This window comes from Tropicimonas sp. TH_r6 (assembly GCF_033101155.1).
Taxonomy (GTDB): Bacteria; Pseudomonadota; Alphaproteobacteria; order Rhodobacterales; family Rhodobacteraceae; genus Tropicimonas.
Genome location: NZ_JAWMPX010000015.1, coordinates 49,941 through 64,960, shown reverse-complemented (window position 1 = coordinate 64,960; position 15,020 = coordinate 49,941). Strand labels below are relative to the sequence as shown.

The 15,020-nt window shown below is 64.2% G+C and carries 11 protein-coding genes; 6 read left to right on the top strand and 5 right to left on the bottom strand.

What is annotated here, in order from left to right; genetic code table 11:
- The first annotated feature begins 2 nt into the window (after positions 1-2).
- The 3 genes from R3X27_RS15085 to R3X27_RS15075 all read left to right on the top strand — a co-directional run bounded on the left by R3X27_RS15085 (position 3) and on the right by R3X27_RS15075 (position 3,276).
- Positions 3-926, top strand: coding sequence for a glycosyltransferase family 2 protein (locus R3X27_RS15085; RefSeq protein ID WP_317709700.1), 924 nt, complete (start codon positions 3-5; stop codon positions 924-926).
- A 307-nt stretch (positions 927-1,233) separates the two neighbouring features.
- Complete coding sequence (locus R3X27_RS15080) at positions 1,234-2,220, top strand: glycosyltransferase family 2 protein (RefSeq protein WP_317709699.1); 987 nt, start codon at positions 1,234-1,236, stop codon at positions 2,218-2,220.
- 30 nt (positions 2,221-2,250) lie between these two features.
- Positions 2,251-3,276: a glycosyltransferase family 4 protein gene (locus tag R3X27_RS15075; protein WP_317709698.1), complete on the top strand. Its 1,026-nt coding sequence runs from the start codon at positions 2,251-2,253 to the stop codon at positions 3,274-3,276.
- A 275-nt stretch (positions 3,277-3,551) separates the two neighbouring features.
- Here R3X27_RS15075 and R3X27_RS15070 read toward each other — a convergent pair whose 3' ends face one another.
- The 4 genes from R3X27_RS15070 to R3X27_RS15055 all read right to left on the bottom strand — a co-directional run bounded on the left by R3X27_RS15070 (position 3,552) and on the right by R3X27_RS15055 (position 7,911).
- Positions 3,552-4,100: a GFA family protein gene (locus R3X27_RS15070; RefSeq protein WP_317709697.1), complete on the bottom strand. Its 549-nt coding sequence runs from the start codon at positions 4,098-4,100 to the stop codon at positions 3,552-3,554.
- A gap of 285 nt (positions 4,101-4,385) precedes the next feature.
- Positions 4,386-5,705, bottom strand: coding sequence for an O-antigen ligase domain-containing protein (locus tag R3X27_RS15065; RefSeq protein ID WP_317709696.1), 1,320 nt, complete (start codon positions 5,703-5,705; stop codon positions 4,386-4,388).
- A complete protein-coding gene (locus R3X27_RS15060) occupies positions 5,702-7,180 on the bottom strand; it encodes a hypothetical protein (protein WP_317709695.1) in 1,479 nt (492 codons plus the stop codon). Before R3X27_RS15060 ends, R3X27_RS15065 begins: the two co-directional genes overlap by 4 nt.
- Before the next feature lie 116 nt (positions 7,181-7,296).
- Positions 7,297-7,911, bottom strand: a complete 615-nt coding sequence (locus R3X27_RS15055; RefSeq protein WP_317709694.1) for a response regulator transcription factor — start codon at positions 7,909-7,911, stop codon at positions 7,297-7,299.
- A gap of 309 nt (positions 7,912-8,220) precedes the next feature.
- Here R3X27_RS15055 and R3X27_RS15050 point away from each other — a divergent pair, with 309 nt between their 5' ends.
- The 3 genes from R3X27_RS15050 to R3X27_RS15040 all read left to right on the top strand — a co-directional run bounded on the left by R3X27_RS15050 (position 8,221) and on the right by R3X27_RS15040 (position 12,923).
- Positions 8,221-9,624: a WecB/TagA/CpsF family glycosyltransferase gene (locus tag R3X27_RS15050; RefSeq protein WP_411572498.1), complete on the top strand. Its 1,404-nt coding sequence runs from the start codon at positions 8,221-8,223 to the stop codon at positions 9,622-9,624.
- Between the two features lie 146 nt (positions 9,625-9,770).
- Positions 9,771-10,298 carry a molybdopterin-dependent oxidoreductase gene (locus tag R3X27_RS15045; protein ID WP_317709693.1) on the top strand — a complete coding sequence of 176 codons (528 nt, stop codon included), beginning with the start codon at positions 9,771-9,773 and terminating at the stop codon, positions 10,296-10,298.
- Positions 10,299-10,343: 45 nt separating this feature from the next.
- Positions 10,344-12,923, top strand: a complete 2,580-nt coding sequence (locus R3X27_RS15040) for an ATP-binding protein (RefSeq protein WP_317709692.1) — start codon at positions 10,344-10,346, stop codon at positions 12,921-12,923.
- 214 nt (positions 12,924-13,137) lie between these two features.
- Here R3X27_RS15040 and R3X27_RS15035 read toward each other — a convergent pair whose 3' ends face one another.
- Positions 13,138-15,015: a caspase family protein gene (locus R3X27_RS15035; protein ID WP_317709691.1), complete on the bottom strand. Its 1,878-nt coding sequence runs from the start codon at positions 15,013-15,015 to the stop codon at positions 13,138-13,140.
- Between the last annotated feature and the right edge of the window lie 5 nt (positions 15,016-15,020).

Genomic DNA, 15,020 nt, shown 5'->3' with positions numbered 1-15,020 from the left:
CCATGCCGACCTTCAGCATTGTCATCCCGTGCTACAATGCCGCCCGGACCCTTCCCGACACGCTCGACAGCCTGCTTGCGCAGGATTTCGAGGATTGGGAGGCGATATGTGTCGACGATGGCTCGACGGACGAGACCATTGACCTGTTGAAGACCTATGCCGCCCGCGACAGCCGCATCCGCCCCGCGCGCAATCCCGGCAAGGGGCCGAGTGCTGCGCGTAACCACGCGGCACTGACGCTGGCGCGTGGCGCGTTGATCGCCTTTCTGGACTCCGATGACATCTGGATGCCAGACAAGCTCGCACGGACCGCGACCGCTTTCGAAAACCCGGTCCTGCACGCGAGCTTCGCGCGCATCGCCTTCTTCGACGCAAGACCGGACGAACCAAGCACCTTCTCCACCGTCCCGGATCGCCCGCTCTCTCTCGATGACCTGTTGGGGGAGAACCCGGTCTGCACGATGTCCAACGTGACCGTGCACCACTCGGTCTTCATCGCCACTGGTGGTTTCGACAAGAGCATCGTCCACAACGAAGACCTGGAGTGGCTGATCCGCCTGGTCGGAGAGGGCTACGAAATCTCGGCCCTGAACGAGGTCCTGGTGTCCTACCGCGCCAGCCCAAACGGCCTTTCGGCGGATATCGAGCGTATGCGCGTCGGCCGGGCTGCGGCCATGGCCACGGCGCGGCGCTTCGGTGCCCGTCCGCTGCCCCGGCATGAAGCGATCCACCTGCGGTACCTCGCCCGCCGCGCCCTGCGCATGCAATCGGGCCGGCTCCTCCCCCTGCGCCTCTCGCTCCAGGGGATCCGGACCAGCCCATCCGGGTTCTTTTCGGATGTCCGTCGCGGAGCGCTTGTGACGCTTGCATCCCTCCTCGTGCCATTCCTGCCCAGGAGGGTTTCGCACGCTATCGTCTCGCGCTGAGACAGGAACGACTTCGCATCGCGGCCACCACTCACAGCAAGAAACAGCGATGCGACGAGCCGCCCTGTATCTCCAGGGCGGCTCGATTTTCGTTCAGAGCACCGAGTCAGGGATCACGGTCCTGCGGCACCTATCCCGACGGATAGGACGCCGCGCAGAACGGACAGCGGATGACCCGAGAGACCCGGATTTGTCTCCGTCCGCTTCGTTGAGACTGCCGGTCTGACGCCGCATCCTGCAAGCAACACGAGTTACCGACAATCCAGCGCCGCACCCGACACGGCGCTGGCTCGCAAGGAGAAACAGAATGCCCACGGTTTCCATCATCGTTCCAGCCTACAATGTCGCCGAAACGCTTGCCGCCACCCTCGACGCCCTTCTCAGGCAGAGCTTTCGGGATTTCGAGATCATTCTCGTCGATGATGGCTCCACCGACGACACGCTCCGGATCGCCGAGAGCTATGACGACCCGCGCCTGCGCATCGTGACCCAGACCAACCGTGGCCTTGCCGGCGCCCGCAATACCGGCATCCACGCCGCCCGCGGGGAGTTCATCGGCCTGTGCGACAGCGACGACCTCTGGCATCCGGTCAAGCTGGCGCGGCATGTCCTGCACCTGCAGTCGCTCCCTGATGTCGGGGTGAGTTACAGCGGCTCGGCCATGATCGACGAGGACGGTCAGCGTCTTGGCCTGTCGCAGCGTCCGCGCCTGCACGATGTCTCGGCCGCACATATCTTCCGACGCAACCCGGTGGGCAATGGCTCCGCCGCAGTGATCCGGCGCGCGGCGCTGGACGCCGTCGCCTGGCGGCCCGCTGGTGAATATCAGCGCGACTGGTGGTTCGACGAGACCTTCCGCCAGTCCGAGGATATCGAGTTCTGGTTGCGCATGGCGCTGACCACGGATTGGCGCTTCGAAGGCGTCCAGGGAGACCTCACTCTCTACCGCATCAATTCCGGCGGCCTCTCGGCCAGCGTGTCGCGCCAATACGAGGCGTGGCAGCGCATGGTCGACAAGCTCACGCCGCTGGCACCGGACTTCTTCGCGCAGAATACCGGCGCCGCCCGGGCCTACCAGCTTCGCTACCTCTGTCGCCGCGCCATCAGCGACGGCGACGCCGGGACCGCCGCGACACTGGCGCGACAGGCAGTTGCGGCGTCGCGGCGCCCCCTCTGGGAAGAGCCGGTCAAGAGCGCGGTCACCTTCGCGGCGGCTCTGACCCTGAACGTGATCGGCGCAAGCCGTTTCGCCCGACTTCGCGCCGCCCTGAGTGGCTCATCCAACGCCGCCTGACCGTTTCCAGACAGATCGAAAGCCAGTCCCATGCCCCTCAAGACCATCGTTCATCTCGTCGACGACACCAATGCCGGCGGCGTCACCCGAATGCTCGACCACATCCGCACCGCGCCCGGCATGGCCGAGATCGGCCACCACAAATTGCAGGTGGTCAAGCGCGGGCGCTTCTCCGCCCCCGATATCTCCGGCGATATCATCATCAGCCATCTGTCGGTCAGCTGGCGCACCCTGCCAATGCTGATGGCGCTGCGCGCCCGTTATGCCGGGCTCCCGTTGATCCATTTCGAACACAGCTACACCGAGGCCTTCACGGCCACGCGGGTCCCCAGGCAGAAGCGCTTCATGACCCTGCTTCGGACCGCCTATTCGCTCTTTGATCATGTCGTCGCGGTGAGCGAGGCGCAGGGCCGCTGGATGCGGCAGCGCAAGCTGGTAAGGGCCGACGCGCTCAGGGTCATTCCGTCCTGCGTCGATCTCGCGCCGTTCCTGACGCTGGAGCCGGTCTACAGCCAACCGCGCACCATCGGCGCCATTGGCCGGTTCGACACCCAGAAAGGGTTCGACATCCTCATCAAGGCCTTTCGCGCCACCTCCAATCCGGATTTGCGCCTGCGCCTGATCGGGGACGGTGTGGACCGGACGGAACTGGAGGCGCTTGCCGCTGGCGACACCCGGATTTCCTTCGCCGGCTACCAGAAAGACCCTGTCGCGGCGATGGCAACGCTGGACGTCGTCGCGATGCCCTCCCGTTGGGAAGCCTATGGCCTCGTTGCGCTGGAAGCGCGCGCAGCCGGTCGTCCGCTTCTGGTCTCTCCCGTGGACGGCCTGAAGGATCATGCGGATCAGGGTGCCCGTGTGGTCTCTGGCGGAACGCTGGAAAGCTGGCGTGAGGCGCTTGAGCAACTGGCCTCGGCGGGCCCGGCCCTGCATATCGAAACAGCCCGCGCCCGCGCCGCCGCACGGGCCTCCATGTACGCGGTCCACGCCAGCTGGAAGGACCTTTTGTCGCCGCGCGAGGCTACGACCGGCGGCGCCCCGATCCTGGCAGCCTGAACGCACCGAAGGGAAAGCGACTGTTGCCGGTTTCCCGAAGTGGAAGGGGCTGCTCCGACGGCTAACGCCGTGCCGGATGGGGTGTCGCGATTGGTGGAACGGTCGCGACACGGCGGAGCGTCGACGTGGCCAAAGTATTTGTCGCTTTCCCCGACCACCATCCCGCGCGCGGCACGAGAACCTGGCTCTGCCGGTGGTCGACGCCACCGGAAATTCAGCCGGACAAAAGCGCAATATCGGTGCGGCCACGCGAATGCCGGCTTCGGGGAACCACGCTACGCCTGATAGGAGATGACCTTCGCATTCCACGCATCGTTGTCTGCTACGGTCTCTTCGTCTGGCTCCGGCAGACCACCCACACCGTCTGTAAAGCTGCATGCGTAACGGTGATTGATTTGAAGCGACGGCGGAGCCTGCTCAGGATCATCAAGCGTCGCGGTCGCGATCTCGACCTGATCATCGTCAAAATTTTCAAGGCTCAGAGGCGTTCCACAATCGCCACAAAAGCCACGCTGGCTGATATTGGAGCTGGCAAACAGGCGGCGTGCTCCCGATGTCCATTCCAAGCCCTCGGCTATGACCAACGCAGCATAGAACGAGCCGAACGCCCGCTGGCACATCCTACAGTGACAGACCGAGGATCGTCCAAGGGAGACAACGCTGTAGCGCACTGCACCACATTGACACCCACCGGTGATTTTGATCGCGTCAGCAGTCATGTGAGCCAGTTTGAGCAACCACGGCTTCATGTCCATAGACGAAAGAACGAAAGCCGGCGTTTGTGCGCCAGGCAGGATCAAACGCAAAGGTCGCATCAGGGTCATTCGCCGCGCCAATCGTGAGTGGCTGCATCTGGGGTGGTGGCGGATGACACCTCGGGTCTGGCGTATTGCTTCGCGCTGAACGCCAGGCTCTACGACATATCTGGAAAATGGTTTGCTTCGAAGGACAGGACCTCCTCCGATTTCGCCAATGGAGTTCAATCGAATTGCCAAACGGGGCGACCGAATACATCACCAGACGGCGGTGCCTCACGCGTGATCCGAGCCTCTGGCCGGTCAACGCAATGACCTGCCGGGCGCCGCATGGACCGACAAGACCCGATGGTGTCAGGCCGGCAGGGCGTGCGGTGCGGCGGCGCGGCTCTGTGCTGCGTCGGCCAGTTCGCGCGCATGCAGGCCGAGGATGATCAGGCCGGGCCACATCATGTAGGCCTCGATTTCGATATTCTCTCCCATCGAGAGCAGCACAAGCGTCATCATGATGCCAAGGGGAAGCCGGCCACGGGGGCCTCGCGCGGAATCGATCAGCGCCAGAGCGGTCTGCCAGACCATCGGCACCAGAAGGGCAAGAAATCCGACCAGCCCCTTCACGAAAAGCAGCCCCCACCATGTGTGGTGGCTGCCGATCGGCATATATTCCACCAGGTGCGGCCCCGGCGCGATGGTTCCATGGCCGAACCAGTAAGCCTCGTTTTGCCAACGCTCGCCGGCGATACGTTGCAGGGTCTCGCGCACGCGGGTGCTGTCGGCCCGCGCGCCCTTGAAGGCCGCAACGCCATCCTTGAAGCCTTGCACAAGCGTCGGACCGATCAGGGCAAGGGACGCCGTCAGCCCGGCAACGAGTTGCCAGGCCCAGCCCTTGAGGAGGAGCGGCATCATCCGTGGGCCGATGGTGCAGGCCACAAGACCGACAAGCCCCATGCGGGATTTCGACATCAGGATCATGGCAATGCCCGCCCCGATCCCGGCGGCGCGCCAGCGTCGGTCCTTTTCCTCCAGTGCAAAGAGCACCATGACCACGCCCAGCAGCGCCGCGAAGGGCGACCATGGGGCGTAGAACTGCCAGCGTGGCGTCCAGCTGGCCGGATCGAACGTGTAGAAATACACGCTGAAATACTCCGGCCCGGGGCCGCCGATTGCCTTGAACGGCGAGGTGAAGATCCGCTCCGGCAGGCCGACATAAGGCGCGGCGGCAAGGATCGGCACGAGCGCCAGCGTCCAGAGCCCGACAATGCATTGGCCCCTGATCAGGATCTCCCGGCGGATCGGCAGAACCGCGCCAACCAGCGGGAACAGCGCCAGAAGTGCCCAGCCCTTGGCCCAACCGATGGAGGACTTGATGGTCTGCTTCAGCCCCAACCCCCAGTCCACATGGCCAACCCAGAGCGCGATCAGCATCACGAACATGCCGAGAAACCAGCCCCAGACCACCGGGGGCACCGGGCCGGTGGCCCGAAGGTCCTCTCGGATCGCCGGGCCAAGATAGAGCGAGAGGGCCGCCAGCCCACCCAGCGTCCAGCCCAGAACCGGACCGACCACGTAGAGCGCGCCGATGAAATAGAAGGGCCATGTGAGCGCGAGCGTCTTCAGGACGATCCGTTCGGCCGGGTTTTCCGGCTGGACAATGGGTCCGGACACGACGCTCATTCGGCTTTGGTACCCGTGGCGAGCAGCTTGCCGATCAGCGGACGGCGAATCCAACCGAGGAGGAGGCCGAACAGAAGGAACAGTGTGGCCGCGACACCTGCGGCGACGGCCAGCTTGCGCTTGGGCGATGTCGGTTCCTCGGGCAGCGAGGGGTTTTCCAGTACCTGGACCAACGGGTAGGAGGCGAAGAGATCGACCTTGGACGTCTGGGACCGGGCAGAGGTGGAGGCGAAGACGGCCTCGGCGACCGAGAAGTCGCGTTGCAGGTCTTCGAGCCGGGCTGCGGGTTCGATGAGGCCGAGCATTCTGTCTTCGGTCGCAGAGAAGTGTTGCTCGAGTTCGGACAGCTCAGCCCGCTGGCCAGCCTGCTCGCTGTCGAGTTGCACAAGCTTGGCGAGAAGCTCGGCGCGACCGCCGATTGGGGAAAGGTCGAGCCGTGCGACCTCCTCACGCGACAGCCCCGTGACCGCCGCCGCCTTGGCAAGCGCCCGCGCGCGGGTCGCCTCGTAGCTCTCCCGCGCCGATTTCAGCGCCGGGTGCCGGGCGCCGAAGCGACCCTCGGCCTCGGCCAGCGCAGCCGCATGCTGGCTCATTTCCTCGATAATGTGGTTGAACTCGGTGTCGGCATGCAGCTTCAGCGTCGCTGCCGCTTCCATCGGGGTGATGCCGAGCGTCTGTTGTAAGGCCAGCGCGGCGCGATGTTTCTCCGTCACCTCGCTCGATATTTCGGCCCGCTTGACCCGAAGAGCGTCGGTCTCGCGCACGAGGTCCTCATACTGTCCGGCATTGATCAGGCCGGTCTCGCGCTGTAGACTCTGGATCTTGAGCCGGGTTTCGGCGACGGAGGCGCGGTATTCGTCGAGCGCATCGCGCCCACCGACCTCGCGCACCGTCACCTCGTCATTTCGCAACGCATCGATCTCGTTGAAGAAGGCGTGCAACAGCGCTTCGCCGCGCTCCTGCGCATCCTCGGGCGAATTGCCGACGGTCTCGATATGGATCAGGCCGGTCTGGTCCACAAGGTTGATCCGGGGCGCGCCGAAATCCTGCCGGCGCATGTCCACGCTGCCGGCGGCGGCTGCGAGGATACGGTCGGCGGCCAGGAGGCGCTTGTAGGTTTCGGTCGGGCTGACCGACGAGCTGGCGAAGGGAGAGTTCGCAAAGGAGGAGGCCTGGCCGATCTGGTCGAGATTGACAGAGGCCGACGCGCCCGATCCCGGCAGGATCAGAGACATCGACGAGGTGTAGCGCAGTGGCGCCGTCGAGAGGTAGCCGTAGATCGGCGCCCACAAGGTGACCGCGCCCAACAGGAACAGGAAGAGATAGCGCGGCAGGCGGCCGGCATCGTTGATCCGTCCGCCCCGGAAGATCCGCGCGAAGGTCAGGCTGCGCAGTGGCATACGCAGGAAACCACGCGAACGGGCAGGCTGGTCCGGCCCGGGTGCGAAGGTCTCGTTTGCGGTGCAGTCGGTCATTGCGGCTCTCCTTTGCCGCATGATCTATCGCGAAGCGGTCCGCTTCTGCATCCGCGCCGAGGGGTAGGTCGCGGTGCATCGGAAGGCCCGCCTATCCGACCGGATAGGGTCGCGGCTCAGAAGAGACCGGCATCCTTCGCCACCATTGCCGCCTGGGTCCGATTGGCGACGCCGATCTTGCGGTAGAGTGTCTTGACGTGGAGCTTGACCGTGGGTTCCTGCACGTCGAGATCGCGGGCGATCTCCTTGTTGGACTTGCCCTGGGTCAGCCCTTCCAGCACCTGCAACTCGCGCCGCGACAGTTTCTCGGCGAGCGCGTTCTTCGGGGCGGTCTCCTCGGCGGTCATGAAATCGAGCGGCGCATATTGCTCACCCATCGCCATGAACCGGACCGCATTGACCAGCGACTTGGCGGAGAGCGTCTTTGGCAGGAACCCGGCGGCGCCCTCGGCGAGCGCCTTCTCCGCGACCGCACGATCCGCAACGCCGGAGATCAGCGCCACGCGCTGCCCGCGCCCGGCGGCCTTGGCCCGGTCGAGCCCCGCAAGCCCGTTCATCCCGGGCATGTTGAAATCCAGCAAGACCAGATCGTGGGAATCCTCCGCGTCGATCAGCGCAAGTGCTTCGTCCAGGGTTGAGGCGGCGGAGGTCTCGATGTCCTTCTCGCTCTCGAGGAACGCGACCAATGTGTCACGCAGCAGGTCGTGGTCGTCGGCAATCAATATCTTCATTTCACTCTTCCTGCTCCCCAAACGTGGCGCAGAGCATAACGCCGCAAAAAGCGTTGTCACGGCCCAATACCCGAGAGAGACACCCGGCTATCACAACGGCTAGGTCGGCGTTCCATGTGGAGAGAGCGCTCTGTCTGCAAGGATCGGCGACGCTCCGAACGACGCCCTTCGGTAGCCAGATTGCGGGCGCCAAACCCCGTCCGGCCGTGCCGCTAACCGTTGTTCCCCGTCGCCTCTCCGTCCGCTTTGTTGAGACGAGCCCGGCAAAAAGTCAGTTTCGGATCAAACACCTGCATGATCGGAAACCCAATGACTCAAGCCTTCGCCTCGCCTCTCCCGGATCTGTCCACCGCTCGTGACATGCCTCGCCCGGCTGCCTCCTCGCCGCGCGGAACCGTGCCGCTCTTCGGCATCGATCTGGTTGACGCGCGCGGTCAGGAGGTTGTCGAACGCCTGCTGGACGGGCAGCGCCACCGCGTCGCGTTCCTGAACGCCCATTGCGCCAACCTGATGGCTCGGAACGCCGCGTATGCCGAGGCGCTTTCGACCGCCGACATGGTGCTGCCGGACGGCATCGGGGTGGAGCTTGCTGCCCGCATGACTGGCACACGCCTGACCGAAAACCTCAACGGAACGGATTTCACGCCGCGGCTGCTGCGCGAAGCCGCGCGGCGCGGCCTCACGGTGTTTCTCTTCGGCGCCGCACAGGGGGTCGCTGACGAGGCCGCGAACCGTTTGTGCCACGACATTCCCGGATTGCGGATCGCCGGCACCCGGGACGGATTCGACGGGGCCGCCGATGATGACGCGGCAATCTGGGCGATCAATGCCTCCGGCGCGGATATCGTGATCGTCGCCATGGGGGTGCCGCGGCAGGATCTCTGGCTGGCGCGGAATGCCGATCGCCTGACCGCCAAGGTCTGCCTCGGCGTTGGCGCCCTGCTCGATTTCCTCGCTGGCCGGGTGCAACGCGCGCCCGACGCCGTGCGCAGTCTCAAGATGGAATGGGCCTGGCGCCTTGCGATCGAGCCACGCCGCATGGCCGGTCGCTACCTGGTGGGCAATTTCACCTTCATGGCCCGGGCCGCCGCCCATGCCTTGGCCACCGCCGACGGGGAGGCTGCCTCGAAGCGCGGGCTGGACGTGCTTCTTTCAGCGGGCGCGTTGCTGATGCTGTCTCCGCTGCTTTTGCTGGTTGCGCTGGCGATCCGCCTGGAAAGTCGCGGGCCGATCCTTTTCACCCAAACCCGCATCGGCAAGGATGGCGTGCCTTTCAGCGTCTACAAGTTCCGCTCGATGCATATCGATGCCGAGGCGCGCCGGGCCGCCCTGTTGGCCACATCCGATCGGGACGGGGTCTGTTTCAAGTCCCGCCACGACCCGCGCGTCACCCGTGTCGGGCGGCTGCTGCGGCGCTATTCCATTGACGAGCTGCCGCAGATCCTGAACGTCCTCAAGGGCGAGATGTCGGTGATCGGCCCGCGCCCCGCGCTGCCCGAGGAGGTCGCCGCCTATCCCGCACGTGCGCTTGGCCGGCTTTCGGTGCGTCCCGGCCTGACGGGGATCTGGCAGGTCTCCGGCCGTGCCGATATCGGGTTCGACAAGATGATCGACATGGATCTCGCCTACGCGGCATCCCGCACCTTGCTGCTCGACCTGACGTTGATTGCGCTGACCTTCCGTGCCGTCATATCCGGGCGTGGCGCCTATTGAGACCCGGTCGATTTCGCTTCAGACTGCGACTGCCGCCTATCCCTTCGGATAGGTGGCAATCCTTTTGCCCGCATGACGGCCCGCGAGAGGAGATGTAGTCCGGTATTGGTAAGAAAGAGTGTGTCCCTCAGAACAGGATTTCGAGAATGTATCGGATCGCGTCGCCCCTTCGGAACAAAGCGCTGGCAGCTTGCCTCGCTCTAACGTCGGCCCTCAGCGCCGCGGTGGCGCAGGAGCTGTCCGAACCGGCGGGAGACGTTGTTCTCACGGTCAGCGGGACCATCGGCGCAACGAATGGCGACGGCGCGGCACGGTTCGATATGGACATGCTGCAAGCCATGCCGGCCCGCACACTCGTCACCACGACCATCTGGACCGAGGGGGAGCAGACCTTCACCGGTGTCGAATTGCACGCCGTCCTCGACCTTCTTGGCGTGGAGAACGGCGAGATCACCGCGACGGCGATAAACGATTACGCCGTATCCATCCCCGTTTCGGACGCCGTGAAAGACGGGCCGATTGTTGCCTATGCGCGCAACGGGGAGCCGATGTCCGTGCGCGAAAAGGGGCCCCTCTGGATCATCTATCCCTACGATTCGAGCGCGGAGTACCGCACGGAGACCACCTATGCCCGCAGCATCTGGCAACTGGACCGACTGACGATCGCCGATTAAACGCAACGTCGCTCACCGAGCGTGGGCGAGAACCTGGAGCCAGGAATGATGGGTCGCGAATTCTCCCGCGCAGGCAGCCTGTTGGGCGGCCTGCGCCTTGTTCTGGTTGCAGCCGTTGTCCTGCTGTTTTGCTTGACGATCTACTGGCTCTACGATGAGGTCCTGCGGGATCTCAAATCCCTCAATGCCGCGGACTCGGACAACGCCCAGTGGACCCTGTCGCAGGTCGAGGTCGAATATCTTTTGCTGCAACAGACCCTGAAACAGGCCGACCCCAGCGATCCCGCCTGGCTTGCAGAGCTCCGCAAACGCTACGACATCTTCTACAGCCGGATCACGACCGTGCAGACCGGCTCCCCCTATGCACGGCTGCACCAGAGCTTCGAGTTCGAGCATCATCTCATCAATGTGAAGGATTTCCTTGATGGGATGACGCCCGTCATCGACGCTGACGACGAGACGCTTGGCAACGCGGTTCCGTCGCTTGTCGCCGAGACGGAAGCGTTGCGCGACGATGTCCGTGCTTTGGCGCTCAACGGGCTCGGGCAGTTTGCCGAGATCGCCGACGAACGCCGCGCCGAAGTTGCCCAGACACTTCGACACCTCGTCCTTGCCATGGTCGGCCTGGTGATCGTCCTGCTCTGTCTTGTCACCATCCTCTACAAGATGAACCGGGCCTCCGTGGACCGTGCCGTGGAGCAGCGCCGCTTGTCGGGCCAGATGCGGGCCATCATCGGCTCCTCGCTCGATGCGGTGGTGGTGGCCGATGATGCGGGCCGCGTCCGGGTGTTCAACGGCCCGGCCGAGGATGTCTTCGGCTACACCGAGGCCGAAGCGGTCGGAGAAATGCTTTCCGACCTGATCATTCCCGAAAAATACGCCGCGGCGCATTCGGCTGGCCTGAAACGGTTTGTCGAGACCCGACAAAAACGGGTTGTCGGGGCAGGGCGCGTGGAGCTGGAAGGCAAACGGAAGTCGGGAGAGCTCTTCCCGGTCGAGCTCTCGATCGATGTTGCCGAGAGCGAAGACGAGACCATCTTCGTCTCTTATCTGCGCGACATCACCGACCGGCGCCTGGCCGAGCAGGAACTGATCGAAACCCGCGACCGCGCGCTTGCCGGAGAGAAGGCAAAGGCCGAGTTCCTTGCCATGATGAGCCACGAGATGCGCACGCCGCTCAACGGCTTGCTGGGCACGCTCACGCTGCTGCGGGAGACCGATCTCACCGAGCGCCAGGTGACCTTTCTCGACAACATGGACGTCTCCGGGCAATTGCTCCTGCATCACGTCAATGACGTGCTCGACATTTCGAAATTCGAGGCCGGGCGGATCCAGATTGAAAACGTCCCCTTCGACCTCGACGGGTTGCTGAACGAAATCGTGGGCGGTCAGAGCAGCGTGGCAGCGACGCATGGAAACACGCTGGCCTGCACATGGGTCTCGCAGACACCCGGCGAAGTTCGCGGCGATCCCGTGCGCCTTCGGCAGGTCGTCCTGAACCTCGTCAACAACGCTATCAAGTTCACCCAGTCGGGCGATGTCCGGCTGGAGGCGGAGAGGATCGGCGAGGGGCGGCGGCCGATGTTCGAGTTTCGCGTGATCGATGACGGAATTGGCATTGCCGAGAAGGACATGGAGCGGATCTTCAACGATTTCGAGACGCTCGACCGCTCCTATGGCCGGATCGCGGGCGGAACCGGCCTGGGTCTGGGGATCGCGCGGCGTCTGGTCGAGGCCATGGGGGGCGAGATCGGTGCCGAGAGCGAGGAAGGCGAAGGCAGCCTGTTCTGGGTGCGCGTACCGCTCGAAACCGCTGTCAGCCACAGGGCCAGCGCCGCCAAGCCGACCCGCGCCGCTCCGCGCAACAAGTTGGACGTGCTGATCGTCGAGGATAACGAGATCAACCGCCAGGTCCTTGAGGCGATGCTGCTTCAGGACGGGCACAGCGTGGTACAGGCGGTCAATGGGAAGGAAGGTGTGGAGGCGGCCACGGCCAGGCGGTTTGACGTGATCCTGATGGATATCAGCATGCCGGTCATGGATGGTGTCTCGGCGACACGGGCGATCCGCGAAGGGCACGGTCCCTGTCACGACATTCCAATTCTTGCAGTCACCGCACATGCGATGCCCGGTGATCGGGAAACCTTCCGGGACGCTGGAATGTCGGCTCTTGTCACCAAGCCGATCGTTCGGGACGAGTTGCGGGACGCCCTTGATCGTTTTGGCAGTCTCGCCGTCAGCGCGGCGGGGACGGACGTGGTGGAGGATGACGGTTCCGACGATGGGTTTGCGCCGCAAGACCTGCAGGAACTCGTCCAGACGCTCGGCTCCGAGCGCGCAGCTGTGCTTCTGGCAGAGTTCATCCGCGAAACGGATGCCGGTGTTGACGCGCTTGAACGAGGCGAGGCGAGCGGTGTCGAGCTTTCCGAACTGATCCGCTCCGTCCATCAGATGGCCGGGTCCTGTGGAACCTTTGGTGCGACCCGGATGAGGATGGCGCTGTTCGATATCGAGACGCAGGCAAAGTCAGGCGACGCGGCCGGCGCTCGCGCGGGCATCGGCAAGCTTCCGGAACTCTGGTACAGGGACCGGAGCCATTTCGAGCGTTTCAAACTGGATGCGTAAAGGCAGGCCGGGGTCATGACACACTCGCAGTCTGTGTGACGGAACCGTCATGTGGGAGAAGGGCCGGCGACCGCTGGAGCATGAACTGTTCTCGCGCCGATCTGGCAGCTCCGCGCCGACACATCGTCAAGAGATCCGGTCACGCAACGAGGCGTGAAGCGGGGCAGGGGGGATCAAACGAGACCGGTGCCGGGACACGCCGTGGCGGGGCTGCTCACTCCGAAAGAACCGCAGGATCGAAACCGCCGCTGCGCCATTGCTGCAATGCAGATCTGAAATTGGGTCCCGGAACACCATCGATCGTGCCCGCGTAATACCCGGCCAGTTGCAGGAGTGCCTGAACCTCTTTCATCGTGTTCGTCGACCATTCGGCGGCATTCGTGTTCAGTTGCGCTATGGTGCTCCCGTCGTCCTCGGCGGCGCCGCGGAGCAGCATTCTGGCAGCTTGCGCGCTGTCTTGTTCTACCCCGCGCCCTTCGTCCAGAAGGATCGCCGCAGCAAGATAGCCCTGGGATTCGCCATTCCGTGCGGCCTTCTGGAAATAGCCGAGCGCCTCGGTGGGGTCCCCAACAACCCCCTCCTGCGACAGGACACCGAGATTGAAGGTTGCCTTGGCAGAGCCCCCCGACGCTGCCTGTTTGAGCAGCTCGACCGCACGCACCTCGTCCTGTTGAACATCTTTTCCTTCGAGGAGGCTCACAGCGAGGTTGATCATCGCATCGAAACTTCCGTTCTCGGCCGCCCGTTCATAGAGTTTCCGTGCTTCGTCGAGATCTTGCGGGACCCCGATCCCGCTTTCATGGAGCTGCGCAAGGGACACGATCGCGCGCAGGTCACCACGGTTGGACGCTTGCCTGTAAAGCGCCACGGCGCGGTCAATGTCGCCTGCCGCGATTGTCGCCCTGGCCAGCAAGGCGGTGTAATGGGGCAGTTCGGGCGACTGCGCCGCGGCCGCGCTGCAGGCCTGAATCGCCGTCATGGCGTTCTTCTGAAGGCGATCGAACGGCACACCGGGTTCGCTCCCGGTCGCGTCGCGCGGATGGGTTGCCAGGCGTTTGCAGATCCCGGCCGGTGTCGCGCTTTCCGGATCCGGAAGTGACTCGATCAATCGCTGGGCCTGATCGGCATTGGCGCCATCGGGGTATTTCGCAAGGTAATATTCCAGGAGTGGGCGCAGTCGGCTTCGTTGAGCCAGAGCCCAGATCCGGGCGGCCTCCGCCCCCTCTTCCTCGGCGGAAAGCGAACGGGTCGCGGTCCTCGCGCCCCCGGTATCCTCGAGAAAGGCCATGACCTCTTCGACATGCGCCCCTTCGGGATAGCGGTCGAGATAGAGGCTCATCAGCGTCGGCTCCTGTGCCTTGGCCGCGACCTGCCACAACAGGGTATCCTCCGATGCGGTCGCGGGGCTGGTGTCGAAGCGGAACTGACGCGTGAGAGAGGAATTGTCCCAGGGGACCTGGCGTCCGCCGGTCGCGGCCAGGACGTCCCGTCGAACGGAGATCATGAGATCCGAGATGTCTTCGCCGGGCGTGTAGATGTGATTGAGCAGGGCCTCGGTGAAGAAGCTGTTCCGCCCTGTCCCGTCATAGGCGACGTTGTCGGGTTGGGTCGCATAGGTGAAGAGGAAATTCGCATCGCTGCCGACACGCGCGAGGCCGTTTCCGGCCAGGTCGATCCCGTCACCTTCGAACGGATTGTCCCGGCAGGCGTCCAGGATCACGAGCCGGATTCCCTGGGATTTCTCCATCTGCGCGACGAATTCACCGAGCGCGACGGTCTGCTCCGAAATGTCTTGCGCAGACTGGATCGTCGCGTCCACGGGCAGGAGGTAGTTGGCTCCGTTGACCTGGAAACCGTGCCCGGCATAGAACAGCAGCGCGACGTCGCTCTCCTCTGCCGCCATGCCGAAATCACGCGACCTGGCGAGCATCTCTTCCCGCGTCAGATCCAGTCCGAGAAAGACCTCGAAGCCAAGACCCTCGAGCGCGATTGCGAGATCGGACGCATCGTTGATCGGGTTGTCGAGAGGGCTCACGGTCTCATAGTCAGAGTTTCCGATGACGAGAGCCGTTCGCGACTCGGCCAATCCCATGCCAG